Here is a 19361-nt window from a genome sequence, read left to right on the forward strand (position 1 = left end):
CCACACCGCTCCTTGCCAGCGAACACGCCCGGGCAATCACGACGGGGCAAACCCACGTCGTCACGCTCTCGTCCAAAACCCCTCATCGACCCCATCAATTGCACGATCTAGCTGAACCTCCGCCGAATGCCGGCGATCGGTCCCCCTAGCGCATCAGTTGCGGCGGGGCGAGCGGCACGACCGGCAACCACACCGCGCTCGGCGTCTTTCCGCCACGCATGATCGTCACCGTCGCCTTCTGATAGTCCGACTTCTTCGCATAGAAGATGTTGGGGACATATTTCTGCGGATTGCGATCGTAGAGCGGGAACAGCGTCGACTGCACCTGGATCATGATGCGGTGGCCGGGCTGGAACACGTGGTTCACGGCCGGCAGGCGGAACTTGTATTCCTGCACCTTGCCCGCCGGGATCGGCGACGGATTGGCGAAGCTGTCGCGATAGCGGCCGCGGAAGATGTCGAGGCTGATCGCCAACTGATAGCCGCCCATCTTGGGATCGGTCGCATTCTCCGCCGGGTAGACATCGATCACCTTGACGACGAAATCGCCGTCGGTGCCGGTGGTCTTGGCGAACAGGTCCGCCATCGGCACGCCCGACACGCGGACCGGCTGGTCAAGCACAGGGCTCTCATAGCTCAATACGTCGGGGCGGCCGTCATAGGAGCGCTGATCCTGGACCAGCCAGTCGCCCCAGCGGCCGTCGTTGAAATTGACCGGGCGGGGCAGATGCGGGACCGGCTTGGCGGGATCGGAGACGTAGCTGTCGCCGCCCTCCCCGCTCTTGTCGAAGCCGAGGCCGTCGTCGCCCTGCATGTAGATCGGCTTGAGCGGCGACGGACAGCCGGTCTCGCACGCCAGCGGCCAGGCGTTGAAGCGGTCCCAATGGTTCTCGCCGGTATTGTAGATCGTCGCGGCGGGCACGGTGACCGCCGGGCCATCCTTCAGATATTGATTGAAGAACGGCAGGATCATGTCCTCGCGATATTGCGCGGCGGTGTCGCCGTTCCACTTGAACGGGCCGAGCTCATAGCCGACGCGGTTGATCTGGCTGTGCCGCCATGGCCCCATCACGATGAAATTGTTGCCGGCCTTGCCCGCCTTCACCAGCGACTCGTAGCTGTGGATCGCCCCCCACATATCTTCCTGGTCCCACAGCCCCTGCTCCCAGATCGTGGGCACGTCGGACGGGTTCTTGGCGAGCAATGTGTCGAGCGCCTGGCCCGACCAGAAAGCGTCATAGGCCGGGTGCATCGACATGCGGTTCCAATAGGGCAATTGGTCATAGCCCGATTTCTTCGCCCACTCGCCGGCCGAGCCGACCTCGCGGAAATTGTCGTAATCGTCATAGCCGCCGGTCGGCGGCGCCTTGCCTTCGCCGCGATAGCCGGTCTGCGCGCCGAGCCAGGCGATATTGGCGAGGCGGAAGGCGCCGTAATGGAACCAGTCGTCGCCCATCCAGCCGTCGATCATCGGACTTTGCGGCGCCGCGACCTTGAGCGCGGGGTGCGGATGGAGCAGCGCCATGACGACGGTGAAGCCTTCGTAGGACGATCCGATCATCCCGACCTTGCCGTTGGATTCGGGCAGGTTCGCCTTGTTCACCAGCCAGTCGATCGTGTCATAGGCGTCGGTCGTGTGATCGACCTTGGTATCGTTGAGCGGACCGACCACCGGGCGCGTCACGACATAGCCGCCTTCGGACCCGTATTTGCCGCGAATGTCCTGATAGACACGGATATAGCCGTTCTTGACGAAGATCTCGTCGGCCAGCGGCAGGGTCGCCAGCATCGACGCGCTGTCGGCGCGCTTCGCCCTGCCCTTGGCGTTGTACGGCGTGCGGGTCAGCACGATCGGCGCGTTGGTCGCGCCCTTGGGAATGACGATGACGGTGTAGAGCTTGGTCCCGTCGCGCATCGGGATCATGACTTCGCGCTTGATGTAATCGGCGTTGGCGGCGACCGGCGGCGTGAACTTGGCCGGGACGTCGTCCCCCTTGGGCGGCCATATCGGCGCTTGCTGCGCGAGCGCGGGAGTGAATGCGAGAGCGACCAGAGGCAACAACGCCAGCTTCTTCATCATGCGACCGAGTCTCCTTGGGAGGGTTGCAGCGTCCTAGGACGCTACGGCACTGGGACGCAATGGGTGTGTCGAACGCTGCAGGTAGCTGGGCGGACGAAATTCCTCCCCGGCACGGGGAGGGGGACCGCGCGGCGTGAGCCGCGTGGTGGAGGGGTCCCACGATCGCTGGCCTCATCGGTTGTGGCGAGTTGGTCGCGGGCCCCCTCCACCAAGCCGCTGCGCGCCTTGGTCCCCCTCCCCGTGCCGGGGAGGATTTTGGGCGATCATCCCTCTACGGCCCGCGCAACCCATCAAAAAACGCCCGCCCCGGATGTCCGGGACGGGCGCCTTCGTGCCTGAGGGAGCGTCAGGCGTGTTGCGGTTCGCCGCGCAGTTCCGCGCCGACATTCTCGTGCATCGACGCGCGGCTGAGTTCGAGCGGATCGAGGCCCGGGCCGCCTTCTTCGGGCGTGACGCCAATCGTGAACGAGGCCGAGGTGCGGCCTTCGGTGCCGTCTTCGAGCGTGTACCGGGCATCGGCGACGATGATCGGACGGATCGTGTCGGGCAGGTTCTCGCCCATGTCCGACTTGAGCAACGCGAGCGTGGCGTCGATCCGCTTGCCCTCGCCGGGCTTGATCGTGACCGGGTCGGTGGTCGCATCCGAGGGCGGACTCAGCAACAAGCGCTCCATTTCGGTGCCGTTGGGATCGCTCGACAGCAGGAAGGTCGAGATGCGCACGTCGCGGGCAGGAACGCTCCCGGAATTGCCCACGGTCAGTTCGATTTCGACCAGGGCTTCGTCGACATTGGTGCCGGCGCGCACCGGGCGCATCGCGAATTCGAGCCACGGGCGCTCGGCGACCGGCGCGGTGCCGGCGGTGAGCTCGGCGACTTCGTCGACCGGGGGCGTCGACATTTCGACCGCATCCGGCGCCGCGACGACCGGTTCCATCGCGGCGGCGGCGGCCCCGACGGGCGCCGCACGACGCAGATATTCGGGTTCCTTGCGCGGTTCGGCCTTGGCGACCGGCACCGGCGCGATCACCGGTGCAGCGGCGACCGGCTCGGGCTGCGGCTCGACATAGGTATCTTCGACATAGACCGGCTCTTCATATTCGCGACGACGGCCGCGCATCGCCAGCGCCGCGCCGAGGATGACGGCGAGCACCGCGATGCCGCCGGCGATCCATGCCCAGAACGGCACTTCGGTGGTCGTGGTATTCGACTGGGTAGAGGCTGTGTCGGCTACCGGCGCCGCCGGCTCGTTGGCCGGAGCAGCAGCAGGTGCCGGGGCCGGCGCTGCCGTATCAGCGGGCGGCGTCACCAGCGCCGGCGCGGGGGCCGCGGCCTGCGGCGCCGGGGCAGGCGCCACCTCGGGAGCCGGGGCCGGCGCCGATCGCGCCGCCGAGGCGGTGCGGGTATGCGTCACCGTTCGCGTGGTCCGCGTCGCGGTGCGGGTCGCCGTCGTCGCGCGCGCCGGCTTGGCGGCGGGTTCGTCGGCGGTCGTCGACGTCGTGGACGGCGCTGCGTCGGGCACGGTACGGACGACCGGCGGGATCGGCACTGTCGCGGTGGCCGGCGGCGTCACGATTGCCGGCTGCGCGGGCGCGGTCTGCGGCGTCGTATCCTGCGCGAACACAGGGGTGGAGACGAGCGCGGTGGCGACGAGGAGGGGCGCCAGTGCGCGGGCTTTGCGGGGGGCAAAATGCTGTTTCATGACGCTGTCACAATGAGTGGAACCCGCCCACGGTTCCTCGTTTCGTCGCCGTCCGGCCGAACGGTTTTTCGCGACGAGACGAGCAACCCATTGATTCGAAGGCGCAAAGTAAAGGCAATTTTGTACTTACTTTTTTGAGCGTACAGCCCCGGAAATGACCATCAGCCTGATCCTGAGCGCCATCATGGCCGCCAGCGCCGCTGCCCCCCAGACCGTGTTCACTTGTCGCGCGGGCGGCAAGCGCGTTGCCGTCACCCTGCGCGAGGATCGCCTGACCTACAATTTCGGTCCGCCGGGCCGCCCCGAGATCAGCCTGACCGGTGGCCCGCAAGGCGGCGTCTTCTATCACCGCACGATGTATAATCGTGGCGAGGACCAGACGCTGCGCTTCGTCAGCGGGCAGTGGAACTATGTCCTGTTCAACCGCTGGCAAGCGCCGCAGCCATTGAGCAATGATCGGGTCTCGCCCGAATATAATGCGTCGGGCGTGCTGGTGATGAAGGACGGCAAGCTCGTACGACGGATCAACTGCAACAAGGGCAGCGGCAATCTGACCGAATGGCCGATCTTCAAGCTGCTCAAGCAGGATGAGGAGAATCTAACCCCCGACGACGCCTGAACAACGCGGCAGAAAATCGCGTCTGGCGTTTGACACTCTCCAACACGCTACCTATATCGCGCTCCTCACCACAGCTTTCGGGAAATGACACGGAGTCGCGCACCGGGTCGATCGAATTGGAAGCTGCCGGTTCACACGACGCTAGAAGCTGCCCGTCCACGGCCGGAAACGGAAGTAGGATGAGCGGCTTTTTTGCGTCGCGATGCGTGCCCGCCTCGGGGATCCGGGGCACGAATTTTAAGCTGACGAGGCAAAAAACCCACATGGCGACCAAAGCGATCGAAGGCACCGCAAAGCGGCGCATCCGCAAGGTTTTCGGCAACATCCACGAAGTGGTGCAGATGCCGAACCTGATCGAGGTTCAGCGCGAATCCTACGAACAGTTCCTGCGCAGCGATCCGTCGATCGGCTACGTGTCGGGCCTGGAGAAGACCCTGCGCTCGGTCTTCCCGATCCGCGACTTCGCCGGCACCGCCGAGCTCGATTTCGTCAATTACGAGCTCGAACCGCCCAAGTTCGATACCGACGAATGCCGCCAGCGCGGCATCACCTATGCGGCGCCGATGCGCGTTACATTGCGCCTCATCGTGTTCGAGGTGGATCCCGATACGGAAGCCCGCTCGGTGCTCGATATCAAGGAGCAGGACGTCTACATGGGCGACATGCCGCTCATGACCGAGAACGGCACCTTCATCGTCAATGGTACCGAGCGCGTCATCGTCAGCCAGATGCACCGGTCGCCGGGCGTGCTGTTCGACCATGACCGCGGCAAGACCCATGCCTCGGGCAAGTACCTCTTCGCCGCGCGCGTGATCCCGTATCGCGGCTCGTGGCTCGATTTCGAGTTCGACGCCAAGGACATCGTCAACGTCCGTATCGACCGCAAGCGCAAGCTCCCGGTCACGGCGCTGCTCTATGCGCTGGGCCTGACGTCCGAGGACATCCTCAACTATTTCTACAACCGTGTGACCTTCGTCCGCGGCCCCAATGGCTGGCAGATTCCGTTCCAGCCGGAAAATTGGCGCGGCGCCAAGCCGATGTTCGACATCGTCGACGCCAAGTCCGGCGAAATCATCTTCCCGGCCGGCCAGAAGGTCAGCCCGCGCGCTGCCAACAAGGCGCAGAAGGACGGCCTCGAGACGCTGCTGATCCCGACCGAGGAGATCTACGGTCGCTATTCGGCGTACGACCTTATCAACGAGAGCACCGGCGAGATCTATATCGAGGCGGGCGACGAGTTCGGGATCGAGAATCTCGAAAAGCTCGACGCCGCCGGGATCGACCGCGTCGAACTGCTCGACATCGATCATGTGTCGACCGGTCCGTGGATCCGCAACACGCTCAAGGCCGACAAGGCCGAAGAGCGCGAGCAGGCGCTGTCGGACATCTATCGCGTGATGCGCCCCGGCGAACCGCCGACGCTCGAGACCGCGGAGTCGCTGTTCGCGGGTCTGTTCTTCGACCCCGAGCGCTATGACCTGTCGGCCGTCGGCCGCGTCAAGCTCAACATGCGCCTCGACCTCGACGCCGAGGACACGGTCACCACGCTCCGCACCGAGGACATCCTCGCGGTAGTCAAAACCCTGGTCGACCTTAAGGACGGCAAGGGCGAGATCGACGATATCGACAATCTCGGCAACCGCCGCGTGCGGTCGGTCGGCGAACTGCTCGAGAACCAGTATCGCGTCGGGCTGCTGCGCATGGAGCGTGCGGTCAAGGAGCGGATGAGCTCGGTCGACGTGTCGACCGTCATGCCCAACGACCTGATCAACGCCAAGCCCGCGGTCGCTGCGGTGCGCGAGTTCTTCGGCTCGTCGCAGCTGTCGCAGTTCATGGACCAGACCAACCCGCTCTCCGAAGTGACGCACAAGCGTCGCGTCTCGGCGCTCGGGCCGGGCGGCCTCACCCGCGAGCGCGCGGGCTTCGAGGTCCGCGACGTCCATCCGACCCACTATGGCCGCATCTGCCCGATCGAAACGCCGGAAGGCCCGAACATCGGTCTGATCAACAGCCTGGCGTCGTTCAGCCGCGTCAACAAATACGGCTTCATCGAAACGCCGTACCGCAAGGTCATCGACAATAAGGTGACCAGCGAAGTCGTCTATCTGTCGGCGATGGAAGAGGCCAAGCACACGATCGCGCAGGCCAACGCCGAAACCGATGCCGACGGCAAGCTGACCGAGGAACTGGTCTCCGCGCGTCAGGCCGGCGAATTCCTGATGGCGCTGCCCGAGAACATCACGCTGATGGACGTGAGCCCCAAGCAGCTCGTCTCGGTCGCGGCGTCGCTCATTCCGTTCCTGGAAAACGACGACGCCAACCGCGCGCTGATGGGATCGAACATGCAGCGCCAGGCGGTGCCGCTGGTCCGTGCCGAGGCGCCGTTCGTCGGCACCGGCATGGAAGAGACGGTGGCGCGGGATTCGGGTGCGGCGATCGCCGCCAAGCGTGCGGGCATCGTCGACCAGGTCGACGCCACCCGTATCGTGATCCGGGCCACTGGAGAGGTCGAAGCCGGCAAGTCGGGCGTCGACATCTACACGCTGATGAAGTTCCAGCGCTCGAACCAGAACACCTGCATCAACCAGCGTCCGCTGGTGAAGGTGGGTGACGTGGTCAACACCGGCGACGTGATCGCCGACGGCCCGTCGACCGAGTTCGGCGAACTGGCGCTCGGCCGCAACGCGCTCGTCGCGTTCATGCCGTGGAACGGCTACAACTACGAGGACTCGATCCTCATCAGCGAGCGTATCGTCAAGGACGACGTCTTCACCTCGATCCATATCGAGGAATTCGAAGTCATGGCCCGCGACACCAAGCTCGGGCCGGAAGACATCACCCGCGACATCCCGAACGTCGGCGAGGAAGCGCTGCGCAACCTCGACGAGGCGGGCATCGTCTATATCGGTGCCGAGGTCGAGCCGGGCGACATCCTGGTCGGCAAGATCACGCCGAAGGGCGAAAGCCCGATGACGCCGGAAGAGAAGCTCCTCCGCGCCATCTTCGGCGAGAAGGCGTCGGACGTTCGTGACACCTCGCTGCGTCTGCCCCCGGGCGTCGCCGGCACGGTGGTCGAGGTCCGCGTGTTCAATCGCCACGGCATCGACAAGGACGAGCGCGCGATGGCGATCGAGCGCGAGGAGATCGAGCGCCTGAAGAAGGACTCGGACGACGAGCGCACGATCCTCAACCGCGCGACCTGGTCGCGCCTGCGGGAAATGCTGATCGGTCAGGTCGCCACGGCGACGCCGAAGGGCCTGAAGAAGGGCTCGGAGATCGATCAGGACCTGCTCGACAGCGTCGACCGCCACGAATGGTGGAAGTTCGCGGTCGCCGACGACAAGGTCCAGTCGGACCTCGAAGCGGTCAAGGGTCAGTATGATGACGCGGTGAAGCTCATCAAGGACAAGTTCGAGGATCGCCGCGAGAAGCTCGAGCGGGGCGACGAACTGCCGCCTGGCGTGCTCAAGATGGTCAAGGTCTTCGTCGCGGTGAAGCGCAAGCTGCAGCCGGGCGACAAGATGGCCGGCCGTCACGGCAACAAGGGCGTCATCAGCCGCATCCTGCCGGCCGAGGACATGCCGTTCCTGGCGGACGGTACCCCGGTCGACCTGGTGCTCAACCCGCTGGGCGTGCCGTCGCGCATGAACGTCGGGCAGATCTTCGAGACGCATCTGGGCTGGGCCGCGCGCGGCCTGGGTCAGCAGATCACCCAGGCGCTCGAGGATTGGCGCGACGCCAATCCCGACGCCAAGGCGGGTGCGATGCCGGAAGCGGTCAAGGAGCGTCTGAAGACGATCTATGGCGAGCATTACGTGGCGGATATCGACGCCCGCAGCGGCGCCGAGATCGTCGAGCTGGCGCAGAACCTGAAGGCCGGCGTCCCGATGGGCACTCCGGTGTTCGACGGCGCGCACGAGGGCGACGTTACGGCGATGCTCGAACTGGCGGGTCTCGACCCGTCGGGGCAGTCGGACCTGTTCGACGGCCGCACCGGCGATCAGTTCGATCGCAAGGTGACGGTGGGCATCATCTACATGCTGAAGCTCCACCATCTGGTTGACGACAAGATCCACGCGCGTTCGATCGGCCCCTACTCGCTCGTCACCCAGCAGCCGCTGGGCGGTAAGGCGCAGTTCGGCGGCCAGCGCTTCGGCGAAATGGAGGTCTGGGCACTGCAAGCGTACGGCGCCGCCTACACGCTGCAGGAGATGCTGACGGTGAAGTCGGACGACGTCGTCGGACGCACCAAGGTCTATGAGGCGATCGTCAAGGGCGACGACACGTTCGAGGCCGGCATCCCGGAGAGCTTCAACGTGCTCGTCAAGGAAATGCGCTCGCTGGGCCTCAACGTCGAACTCAAGAACGACGAACCCGGCGTGGATTCGGACGGCGTGGTGATCGCGGCCGAGTAAGCCATTAGCCCTCTCCCGCTTGCGGGAGAGGGTTGGGTGAGGGTCTTCTTTCTTCTTTCTTCTTTCTCGTCGCACTGATCGAAGAAGGAAGAAGACCCTCACCCTCCCACCGCCTGACGGCGGCGGGCCCCTCCCTCTCCCGCCCGCGGGAGAGGGGAAAGAATTTCAAGGAAGGGTTCATTCCCATGAACGAACTGACCAATTTCGCGAACCCGGTCGCCAAGCCGGAAACCTTCGACCAGATCCAGATCGGCATCGCGTCGCCAGACCGTATCCGCTCGTGGTCGTTCGGCGAGATCAAGAAGCCCGAGACGATCAATTACCGCACGTTCAAGCCCGAGCGTGATGGCCTGTTCTGCGCGCGCATCTTCGGTCCGATCAAGGATTACGAATGCCTGTGCGGCAAGTACAAGCGCATGAAGTACAAGGGCATCGTCTGCGAAAAGTGCGGCGTCGAGGTCACCGTCTCGAAGGTCCGCCGCGAGCGGATGGGCCATATCGAGCTGGCCGCCCCGGTCGCGCACATCTGGTTCCTGAAGTCGCTTCCGTCGCGCATCGGCCTGCTGCTCGACATGCAGCTCAAGCAGCTCGAGCGCGTGCTGTACTTCGAAGCCTATATCGTGATCGAGCCGGGCGTGACGCCGCTCGAGCGCTTCCAGCTGCTGACCGAGGACGAGCTCCTCGAGGCGCAGGACGAATATGGTGAGGACGCCTTCACTGCCGGCATCGGCGCCGAGGCAGTCCGCATCATGCTCGAGCAGCTCGACCTGGTCGGCGAGCGCGAGCAGCTGCTCCAGGAGCTGGCGACGACCAAGTCGGAGCTGAAGCCGAAGAAGATCATCAAGCGCCTGAAGGTCGTCGAGAGCTTCATCGATTCGGGCAACCGCCCCGAATGGATGATCCTCGAGGTCGTGCCGGTCATCCCGCCCGAGCTGCGCCCGCTGGTGCCGCTGGACGGTGGCCGCTTCGCGACGTCGGATCTGAACGACCTCTATCGCCGCGTGATCAACCGCAACAACCGCCTCAAGCGGCTGATGGAGCTGCGCGCGCCGGACATCATCGTCCGCAACGAAAAGCGCATGCTGCAGGAAGCCGTCGACGCCTTGTTCGATAACGGCCGCCGCGGCCGCACGATCACGGGCGCCAACAAGCGTCCGCTGAAGTCGCTGTCCGACATGCTCAAGGGCAAGCAGGGCCGCTTCCGTCAGAACCTGCTCGGCAAGCGCGTCGACTATTCGGGCCGTTCGGTCATCGTGACCGGTCCGGAGCTCAAGCTGCACCAGTGCGGCCTGCCGAAGAAGATGGCGCTCGAACTGTTCAAGCCGTTCATCTACGCGCGCCTCGACGCCAAGGGTCTGTCGATGACCCTGAAGCAGGCCAAGAAGTGGGTCGAAAAGGAGCGCAAGGAAGTCTGGGACATCCTGGACGAAGTGATCCGCGAGCATCCGGTTCTGCTGAACCGCGCGCCGACGCTCCACCGTCTGGGTATCCAGGCGTTCGAGCCGGTGCTGATCGAGGGCAAGGCGATCCAGCTTCACCCGCTGGTCTGCTCGGCGTTCAACGCCGACTTCGACGGCGACCAGATGGCCGTGCACGTCCCGCTGAGCCTCGAGGCCCAGCTGGAAGCGCGCGTCCTGATGATGTCGACCAACAACATCCTGTCGCCCGCCAACGGCAAGCCGATCATCGTGCCGTCGCAGGACATGGTGCTGGGTCTCTATTACCTGTCGATGCTCAAGGAAAACGAGCCCGGCGAAGGTATGCTGATGTCCGACATGGCCGAAGTGCATCAGGCGCTGCAGGCCGGTGCGGTTACCTTGCACACCAAGGTGATCAGCCGTGTCCCGCAGACCGATGAGGACGGCAAGACGTACCTCAAGCGGTTCGAGACCACGCCGGGCCGCATGCTGCTCGGCGAGTGCCTGCCCAAGTCGCACAAGGTGCCGTTCGACACCGTCAATCGCCTGCTGACCAAGAAGGACGTCGGCGACGTGATCGACGAGGTCTATCGTCACACCGGCCAGAAGGAGACCGTGCTGTTCGCCGACGCGATCATGGCGCTGGGCTTCAAGCACGCGTTCAAGGCGGGCATCTCGTTCGGCATGGACGACATGATCATCGCGCCGGACAAGGACAAGCTGGTCGACGAGACGCGCGAGCAGGTGAAGGACTTCGAGCAGCAGTATCAGGACGGCCTGATCACGCAGCAGGAGAAGTACAACAAGGTGATCGACGCCTGGTCACGTTGCGGTGACCAGGTCGCCAACTCGATGATGAACGAGATCAAGGCGGTGAAGAAGGATCCGGTGACGGGTCGTGAAATGCCGATCAACTCGATCTACATGATGGCGCACTCGGGTGCCCGCGGTTCGCAGGCGCAGATCAAGCAGCTCGCCGGTATGCGCGGCCTGATGGCCAAGCCGTCGGGCGAGATCATCGAGACCCCGATCATCTCGAACTTCAAGGAAGGCCTGACCGTCCTTGAGTACTTCAACTCGACCCACGGCGCCCGCAAGGGCCTCGCGGACACCGCGTTGAAGACCGCCAACTCGGGCTACCTCACTCGCCGCCTGGTCGACGTGTCGCAGGATTGCGTCGTCATGGAGGAGGATTGCGGTACCGAGCGGGCGCTCGAGATGCGCGCGATCCTGCAGGGCGGGTCGACCATCGCCTCGCTCGGCGAGCGCATCCTGGGCCGCACCACGGCCGAGGACGTGGTCGATGCCAAGACCGGCGAAGTCGTCATCCCGTCGGGCACGTTGCTCGACGAGGCGGCGGTCGCGAAGATCGAGGCCACCGGCATCCAGGGGATGAAGATCCGCTCGCCGCTGGTCTGCGAAGCCAAGATCGGTGTCTGCGGCAAGTGCTACGGGCGTGACCTCGCCCGCGGTACCCCGGTGAACATCGGCGAAGCGGTCGGCGTCATCGCGGCGCAGTCGATCGGTGAGCCGGGCACCCAGCTGACCATGCGTACGTTCCACATCGGTGGCGCGGCGCAGCTCAACGAAACGTCCAACCTGGAGGCGCATGCCGACGGTACGGTCGAATTCCGCGACCTGCGTCTGATCGTCGACCAGCGTGGTCGCCGCGTGGTGCTGAGCCGCTCGGGCGAGATCGCGATCAAGGACATGGACGGCCGCGAGCTGTCGGTCGATCGCATCCCGTACGGTGCGTACGTCATGTTCGACGATGGTCACATCGTCAGCAAGGGCGACCGGATGGCCGAGTGGGATCCGTTCACCATGCCGCTGATCACCGAGACCGGCGGTACGGTGAAGTATCAGGACCTCATCGAAGGCAAGACGCTCACCGAACAGGCCGACGAAGCGACGGGCATCACCCAGCGCGTCGTCACCGAGTATCGCGCCGCCACCAAGTCGAAGGAGGACCTCCGTCCCCGCATGACCTTGACCGGTGTCGATACCAACGAAGCCGCGCGCTACATGCTGGCGCCGGGTGCGGTGCTGTCGGTCGAGGACAATGCCACCGTCCAGGCCGGTGACGTGCTTGCCCGTGTCGCTCGCGAGTCCGCCAAGACCCGCGACATCACCGGCGGTCTGCCGCGCGTCGCCGAGTTGTTCGAAGCCCGCAAGCCCAAGGAAAACGCGATCATCGCGAAGGTCTCGGGCCGCGTCGTGTTCGGCAAGGACTACAAGGCCAAGCGCAAGATCGGGATCCAGCCCGAGGACGGCGGCGAGGTCGTGGAGTATCTGATCCCGAAGTCGAAGGTGATCGACGTTCAGGAAGGCGACTACGTCAAGCGTGGCGACAATCTGATCGGCGGCTCGCCCGATCCGCACGACATTCTCGAGGTGCTCGGTATCGAGCCGCTCGCGGAATATCTCGTGTCGGAAATCCAGGAAGTCTATCGACTCCAGGGCGTGAAGATCAACGACAAGCACATCGAGGTGATCGTTCGCCAGATGCTGCAGAAGGTCGAGATCACCGACGGCGGCGACACCACCCTGCTCGCCGGCGAGCAGGTCGACCGCACCGAGATGGACGAGACCAACGAGAAGCTCGCCCCCGGCCAGCAGCCCGCCCAGGGCAAGCCGGTGCTGCTCGGCATCACCAAGGCGTCGCTGCAGACCCGCAGCTTCATCTCGGCGGCGTCGTTCCAGGAGACCACCCGCGTCCTCACCGAGGCGGCGGTCCAGGGCAAGCAGGACACGCTGATCGGTCTCAAGGAGAACGTCATCGTCGGCCGTCTCATCCCCGCCGGTACCGGTGCGGGCATGAACCGCCTGCGCGTGGCGGCCTCCAGCCGCGACGCCGCGCTCCGCGTCCAGCAGCGTGCGCTGCAGGAAGTGCTGATCGCGCCGAACTCGGCCGCGGAAGAGCGTGCCGCCGAACTGGCGCGTGACGTCCGCGACGACACCGGCAGCGATGCGCTCGCCCGGGTCGCCCCGAGCGGCCACGGTACCGACGCGGATGCCGGAGAGTATCTGAACGAGAGCGAATAAGCGTCTCGTTCGACACTCTATGGTCGACAAGAAAAGACCGCCGTCCGGGCCATCCGGGCGGCGGTTTTTCGTTGTGGCGGCTGTTGCGCAACCGCATCACCGCGCGGCTTTTCGTCGCGTCGCCTGAGACTTGGCGATCGCTCGGTCTTTTGGGCCCATGACGGTCATGTTACGACTTTGCGCAAGATCCGGGACACACGGAGTCGTCAACGGCGGGGATGCCGATCTTCGATTCAGGGGGATTCATGAACTCGTTGTCCAACCGCTCGCTGGCGCACATCCTGCTCCTGGGCGCTTCGCCCGCCTTGCTCATCCTTGCCGCATCACCCGCCATGGCGCGGGCCGACGAGCCCAAAGCGACGCCCGCAGCCGATGCCCCTGCCCCGCAGGACGATGCCGCCAACACTGCGGACAAAGGCCTGGGCGACATCGTCGTCACCGCGACCCGCGTGTCTGAATCGTCGAAGAACGTGCCCGTGGCGGTCACCTCGATCACCGGCGAAAAGCTTGCCGTGATCAACTCGGGCGGGCTCGACATCCGCTTCCTGTCGTCGCGCACGCCGAGCCTCCAGGCGGAATCGTCGTTCGGCCGCACCTTTCCGCGCTTCTACATTCGCGGCCTCGGCAATACCGATTTCGATCCCAATGCCGCGCAGCCGGTGTCGGTGGTCTATGACGACGTCGCGCTCGAAAATGCGATGCTCAAGTCGTTCCCGGTGTTCGATCTCAAGTCGGTCGAAGTGCTGCGCGGGCCGCAGGGCACCCTGTTCGGCCGCAACACGCCCGCCGGCGTGATCAAGCTCGATTCCGCCAAGCCGACCGACGACAAGATCGGCGGCTATGGCAGCGCGAGCTGGGGCACGTTCAATACCGTCAATGCCGAGGCCGCGCTCAACCTGCCGCTCGGTGGCGGCTTCGCCTTCCGCGCGTCGGGTCTGCTCCAGCGGCGCGACAATTGGGTGACCAACACCTCGACCACGGGCTTTGCCGACAAGAAGCTGGAGGGGTATCGCGACCTCGCCGGCCGCTTCCAGCTCGGTTATTCGAGCGGCAATTTCAACGCGCTGATCAACTTCCACATCCGCGACCTCGATGGCACGCCGCGCGTGTTCCGCGCCGGCCTGTTCAAACAGGGCAGCAACGATTTCTCGCCCGGCTTCGAGCCGAGCAAGGTCGCGCTCGACGGCTATACCAGCCAGAGCATGACACAATGGGGCACCAACCTGCGGTTGGATTACCATTTCGACGGTGCCGGCACGCTCTATTCGGTCACTGCCTACGAGAAGGCCAAGGTCGAGAGCACCGGCGATATCGATGGCGGCAACAATTACGTCTTCCCGGCGCTCGGGCTGAACAACGCTTTGTTCCCGTCGAATACGGGCGGGATCACGCGGCCGGCGGAGTTCAGCCAGGAACTCCGGTTCGTCAGCGACGAATTCAACGGATTCCAGCTCCAGGGTGGCCTCTATTATTTCCACCAGACGTTCAAATATCACGAATATGATTACAAATTCCCGGCCACCGGTAGCCGTGCCGCCGATCTCGACCAGGACCTGTTCCACGACAACAAGAACGAGAATTGGGGCGCGTTCGCCTCGGTCGAATACAAGCCGGTCGACAAACTGACGTTGCGCGCGGGCGGGCGCTATTCGCACGATCATAAGGAAGACCTGATCACCGGCTATTCGCCCAATCTGTTCGGCGCCGTGCTGCCGAGCCGTGCCAAGGTGAGCGGCGGCGATTTCACCTGGGATGTCAGCGCGACCTATGCCGTGTCGCCGCAGGTCAACCTCTATGCGCGCGCCGCCACCGGCTATCTCGGTCCGGCGATCCAGGACCGCGTGACGTTCGGCAGCCGGCAGACCACTGCGGGCAAGCAGACCACGCTGTCGGGCGAAGCAGGCCTCAAGGGCGAGACGGCGGATCGCACCGTCCGTTTCTCGTTCGACGGCTATTGGTGGCGCACCAACGACCTGCAGATCACCGCGGTCGGTGGTTTGTCGAACTCGGCGCGCCTGCTCAACGCCAAGCGCGCGATCGGTTATGGCGTCGAGGCCGAACTCGACATGCGCCCGATCCCGCAGCTGACGCTGACCGCGAGCGGCAGCTACAATTTCACCGAGATCCAGGACCCGAATATCACCGTCGGCGTGTGCGGATCTTTGTGCACCGTGACCGATCCGCTGGCGAGCCCGGGCCAGGCGATCATCGACGGCAACCGCCTGCCCCAGGCGCCGCGCTGGGTGGCGAATTGGACCGCGCGCTATTCGATCCCGCTCGGTGACGGCCGCGAAATCTATGCCTATACCGACTGGGCTTACCGCAGCAGCATCAACTACTTCCTCTACGAAGCGAAGGAGTTCCGCGGGCGGCCGATGCTCGAAGGCGGCCTCAAGATCGCCTATTCGACGCCGCGTTACGAAGTGAGCGCGTTCGCACGCAATATCACCAACCAGTTCCGCGCGATCAGCGCGATCGACTTCAACAATCTGACCGGCATGATCAGCGAGCCGCGGATCATCGGCGGCGCGTTCCGGGTGAAGTTCTGAGGCGCCGACGATTGTATCCAATATCCAATCGCTGATTGCGGGCGCGAGCGCGCATCGCTCGCTCTCTTTCGGCCAGTTGATCACCGAGCGCCGTCCGGAATTTTTCCGGGCGGCGTTCGTTTTTCGGGAATAATCCGCCGCGTGCCCCTGTCCTGATCCTCGAACCCGAATGGAGCGAGGATATGGGACACGAAATCGAGCGCCGCGAGGCGTTGAAATGCATGGCCTGGGCGGGCACCGGCGCGCTCTATGCGCTAAGCGGCGGCATCGCCCGCAGCGCGATCCTGGACGGCGCGGGCACTGGCGCCGCACCGGCGGCCGGGTTCACCTTCCTGCAGCTGAGCGACAGCCATATCGGCTTCGACAAGGCGGCCAACCCCGATGCGCGCGCGACCTATCGCGAAGCGATCGCCAAGGTGAAGGCACTGGCGGTCAAGCCCGACTTCATCATCCACACCGGCGACATCACGCAGCTGTCCCGCGATAACGAATTCGACGACGCCGATCAGATTCTGCGCGAGACCGGGATTCCGGCTTTCTTCGTGCCGGGCGAGCACGACATGGTCGACGAAGGCGGCGGCAAGGCGTTCCTGACGCGCCACGGCAAGGGCAGCAAGGGCGCCGGCTGGTTCAGCTTCGACCATCAAGGAGTGCATTTCGTCGGGCTGGTCAACGTCGCCGACCTCAAGCCCGGCGGCATGGGCAATCTCGGTGCAGCGCAGCTCGCCTGGCTCAAGGCCGACCTGGCCGGCCGCGGCGCGTCGACCCCGATCGTGGTGTTCGCGCATATCCCGCTCTGGACCGTCTACGAACAATGGGGCTGGGGCACCGGCGACGCGCAGGCCGCGCTCGCTTTACTCAAGCGCTTCGGGTCGGTGACCATCCTCAACGGCCATATCCACCAGATCGTGCAGAAGGTCGAAGGGCGGATGACCTTCCACACCGCGCGATCGACCGCTTTCCCGCAGCCCGCGCCGGGCACCGCCCCCTCGCCCGGCCCACAAGTCGTGCCGCCGGGCCAACTCCGCTCGGTGCTGGGGATCACCGACGTGACCTTGCGCCGCGGAGATCAGCGGATCGCGCTGATCGATTCCACGCTCGCCTGAACCTTTGGAGATCCCAGATGCACTCTCGTTTGATGATTGCCGTGCTCATTCCTGTTGCGGCGGTCACGACCTCGCTTGCCTCGGGCCGCGCCCATCCCCCTGTCGCGGCATCGGCCCGGGGCAAGACCTTGTCGGCTCGCCCCGCTGCGCCGACAGCTGCCGCCGGTCCGGTCGCGGTCCATATCTCCAACTTCACGTTCGGCCCGAAAATGGTGACGGTGAAGGTCGGCCAGACCGTCACCTGGACCAATGACGACGACATTCCGCACACCGTGGTCGCCACCGACAAGAGCTTTCGCTCGAAGGTGCTCGATACCGGCCAGTCGTTCAGCTTCACCTTCACCAAGCCGGGCCAGGTCGCCTATTTCTGCTCGCTCCATCCGATGATGACGGGCAAAGTGACCGTCGCGGCGCGCTGAGGCGGAGGGCGAAGAGGTGATCGGCGGCTTTCGCCCGAGATTGGTCGGCGGTCGGGACGCGAAGCCCGGTCCCGAGCTGCGCTTTCGCGAGCTGATGCTGCCACACCTCGACGCGGCCTATAATCTGGCCCGCTATCTGACCAGCGACGCGAGCATCGCCGAGGACGTGGTGCAGGAAGCCTTTCTGCGCGCATTTCGGTCGTTCGAGACCTATCGCGGCGGGCCGCCTCGCGCCTGGCTGTTCGCGATCCTCAGGAATTGCTGGCGCGATCGCGTCGGCGAGCAAATCCGGCGCGAGCGCGTCCTGGTGTCCGACGCGAGCTTGTCCGAAGCGCAGTCCGAGGCGGTTGCCGGAATTCCGGCGGATAGCGATACGCCGGAGGAATCGCTGGCCCGCGCGCGCGAGGTCGATACGGTGCGCGGGGTGATCGCCGCCCTTCCCGAGCCTTTTCGCGAAACCCTGATACTGCGCGAGATGGAAGACATGTCGTATCGCGAGATCGCCTCGGTGACCGGCGTGCCGATCGGCACGGTGATGTCGCGCTTGGCCCGCGCCCGCGAGATGCTGGCGAAGCTGTTGCTTCCAGCGCGCGCCGCCGGGCAACAGGAGCGCCAGGCATGAGCTGTCCCGACCCGATGCTGCTCCAGGCGCTGCTCGACGACGAGCTCGACGCCGCCAATGTCGCGGCGGTCGAAGCGCATCTGCGCGCCTGCCCCGATTGCGCCGCCGAGTTCGAGCAATTGAAGCATCTCCACCAGATCGTCGCCGATCCGGCGCTGCGCCACGCCGCGCCCGAAGGCCTGCGCGATCGCGTCGACGCCGCGCTGCCCGCCACTCAGGGCACTGCCAATCCGTGGCCCGCGCGGCTCGGCTGGGGCGCCGGCGGGGCGATCGCCGCAGGCCTGGCATTGACGCTCGGCATTCCGCAACAATCGGCCACGAATGGGCTTGAGCAGCAGATGGTCGCGAGCCATGTCCGTTCGCTGCTCGCCGACCATCTGGTCGATATCCCGACCTCCGACCGTCACGTCGTCAAGCCGTGGTTCAACGGCAAGATCGACTTCTCGCCGCCCACCCCCGATCTCAAGGCCGCCGGTTTCCCGCTAGTCGGCGGACGGCTCGATTATATCGGCGGGCGCGTCGTCCCGGCGATCGTCTATCGCCGCAATCTCCACACGATCAACGTCTTCGCCTGGCCCGCGGGCAAGGCGCCGTCAAGCGAGACGATGGCGACCGACGGCTATACGCTCGTCCATTGGCGCCAGGGCGATCTCGATTTCTGGGCGGTGTCGGACGTCGCAGCCGGCGATCTCGACCAGTTTCGCACAGCGTTCGTCGCCGCCACCCGCTGAATTTTTGGCGAAACGGTAAAAAACCAGCCGGGACGGGTTTTCATTCGCAACCCAAGTCCTATCTCCTGCGCGCGGGCGCCGATCGGCAGTCCGTTTCTCTAGGGGAGAATCCAGTGGCTACCGAACTTTACGCCCTTACCGCGCCTGTTTTCGTGCGCGCGCTGACCAATCTCGACAAGATCATCGACAAGGCCCGCGCCTTTGCCGCCGACAAGGGGATCGACGAGCAGGACCTGCTCGACGCCCGGCTGATCGAGGACATGGGCAATTTCATCTCTCAGATCCAGCGCGCGAGCGATTCGGCCAAGGGCTGTATGGTACGCCTGGGCGGGGTCGAGAACGTCGCGATGGAAGACAATGAAGCGAGCTTCGACGACGTCAAGGCGCGTATCGCCAAGACGATCGACTTCGTGAAGTCGGTGCCCGCCGACGCGATCAACGGCAAGGAAAATGCCGAGGTCGTGCTCAAATTCCCCAATGGCGAGTTCAAGTTCGCCGGGCGCGAGTATATGCTCGGCTTCGTCCATCCGAATTTCTATTTCCACGTCACCACCGCCTATGCGCTGTTGCGCATGAAAGGCGTGCCGATCGGCAAGATCGACTTCCTGGGCGGCATCTGATCCTTGGCCGGCCGCCGGCGTCACTGATGGCGTCGGCG

At 64.8% G+C, this 19361-nt stretch carries 11 protein-coding genes; 9 read left to right on the forward strand and 2 right to left on the reverse strand.

Translation table 11 applies throughout. The annotated features are described in order from the left end of the window. Positions 1-145: 145 nt before the first annotated feature. Both SMA01S_RS19470 and SMA01S_RS19475 read right to left on the reverse strand, forming a co-directional pair. On the reverse strand, positions 146-2080 hold the full coding sequence (locus tag SMA01S_RS19470; RefSeq protein WP_066826447.1) for a CocE/NonD family hydrolase: 1935 nt from the start codon (positions 2078-2080) through the stop codon (positions 146-148). 346 nt (positions 2081-2426) lie between these two features. Further along, a complete protein-coding gene (locus SMA01S_RS19475; protein WP_066826449.1) occupies positions 2427-3779 on the reverse strand; it encodes a hypothetical protein in 1353 nt (450 codons plus the stop codon). A gap of 154 nt (positions 3780-3933) precedes the next feature. On the opposite strand from SMA01S_RS19475, the gene SMA01S_RS19480 reads away from it, so the two are divergent. From SMA01S_RS19480 to SMA01S_RS19520, 9 genes are all read left to right on the forward strand, one after another. Then, on the forward strand, positions 3934-4398 hold the full coding sequence (locus SMA01S_RS19480; protein WP_066826451.1) for a hypothetical protein: 465 nt from the start codon (positions 3934-3936) through the stop codon (positions 4396-4398). A gap of 263 nt (positions 4399-4661) precedes the next feature. Next, positions 4662-8813 carry a DNA-directed RNA polymerase subunit beta gene (gene rpoB, locus SMA01S_RS19485; protein WP_066826453.1) on the forward strand — a complete coding sequence of 1384 codons (4152 nt, stop codon included), beginning with the start codon at positions 4662-4664 and terminating at the stop codon, positions 8811-8813. Between the two features lie 185 nt (positions 8814-8998). Then, complete coding sequence (gene rpoC, locus SMA01S_RS19490) at positions 8999-13276, forward strand: DNA-directed RNA polymerase subunit beta' (protein ID WP_066826457.1); 4278 nt, start codon at positions 8999-9001, stop codon at positions 13274-13276. A 245-nt stretch (positions 13277-13521) separates the two neighbouring features. Beyond that, positions 13522-15825, forward strand: coding sequence for a TonB-dependent receptor (locus SMA01S_RS19495; RefSeq protein ID WP_066826487.1), 2304 nt, complete (start codon positions 13522-13524; stop codon positions 15823-15825). 182 nt (positions 15826-16007) lie between these two features. Next, on the forward strand, positions 16008-16931 hold the full coding sequence (locus SMA01S_RS19500; protein ID WP_066826459.1) for a metallophosphoesterase family protein: 924 nt from the start codon (positions 16008-16010) through the stop codon (positions 16929-16931). A 17-nt stretch (positions 16932-16948) separates the two neighbouring features. After that, a complete protein-coding gene (locus SMA01S_RS19505) occupies positions 16949-17350 on the forward strand; it encodes a cupredoxin domain-containing protein (RefSeq protein WP_218016934.1) in 402 nt (133 codons plus the stop codon). 94 nt (positions 17351-17444) lie between these two features. Continuing rightward, positions 17445-17972: a sigma-70 family RNA polymerase sigma factor gene (locus SMA01S_RS19510; RefSeq protein WP_084250459.1), complete on the forward strand. Its 528-nt coding sequence runs from the start codon at positions 17445-17447 to the stop codon at positions 17970-17972. Further along, the gene (locus tag SMA01S_RS19515) at positions 17969-18703 is read left to right on the forward strand and encodes an anti-sigma factor family protein (protein ID WP_066826468.1); all 735 of its coding nucleotides are present in this window, start codon (positions 17969-17971) and stop codon (positions 18701-18703) included. The genes SMA01S_RS19510 and SMA01S_RS19515 overlap by 4 nt, the downstream gene beginning before the upstream one ends. 113 nt (positions 18704-18816) lie before the next feature. Further along, complete coding sequence (locus SMA01S_RS19520; protein WP_066826470.1) at positions 18817-19323, forward strand: DUF1993 domain-containing protein; 507 nt, start codon at positions 18817-18819, stop codon at positions 19321-19323. Positions 19324-19361: the final 38 nt, after the last annotated feature.

Origin of the sequence: Sphingomonas mali NBRC 15500, from assembly GCF_001598415.1 — a bacterium.
GTDB classification, from domain to species: Bacteria; Pseudomonadota; Alphaproteobacteria; order Sphingomonadales; family Sphingomonadaceae; genus Sphingomonas; species Sphingomonas mali.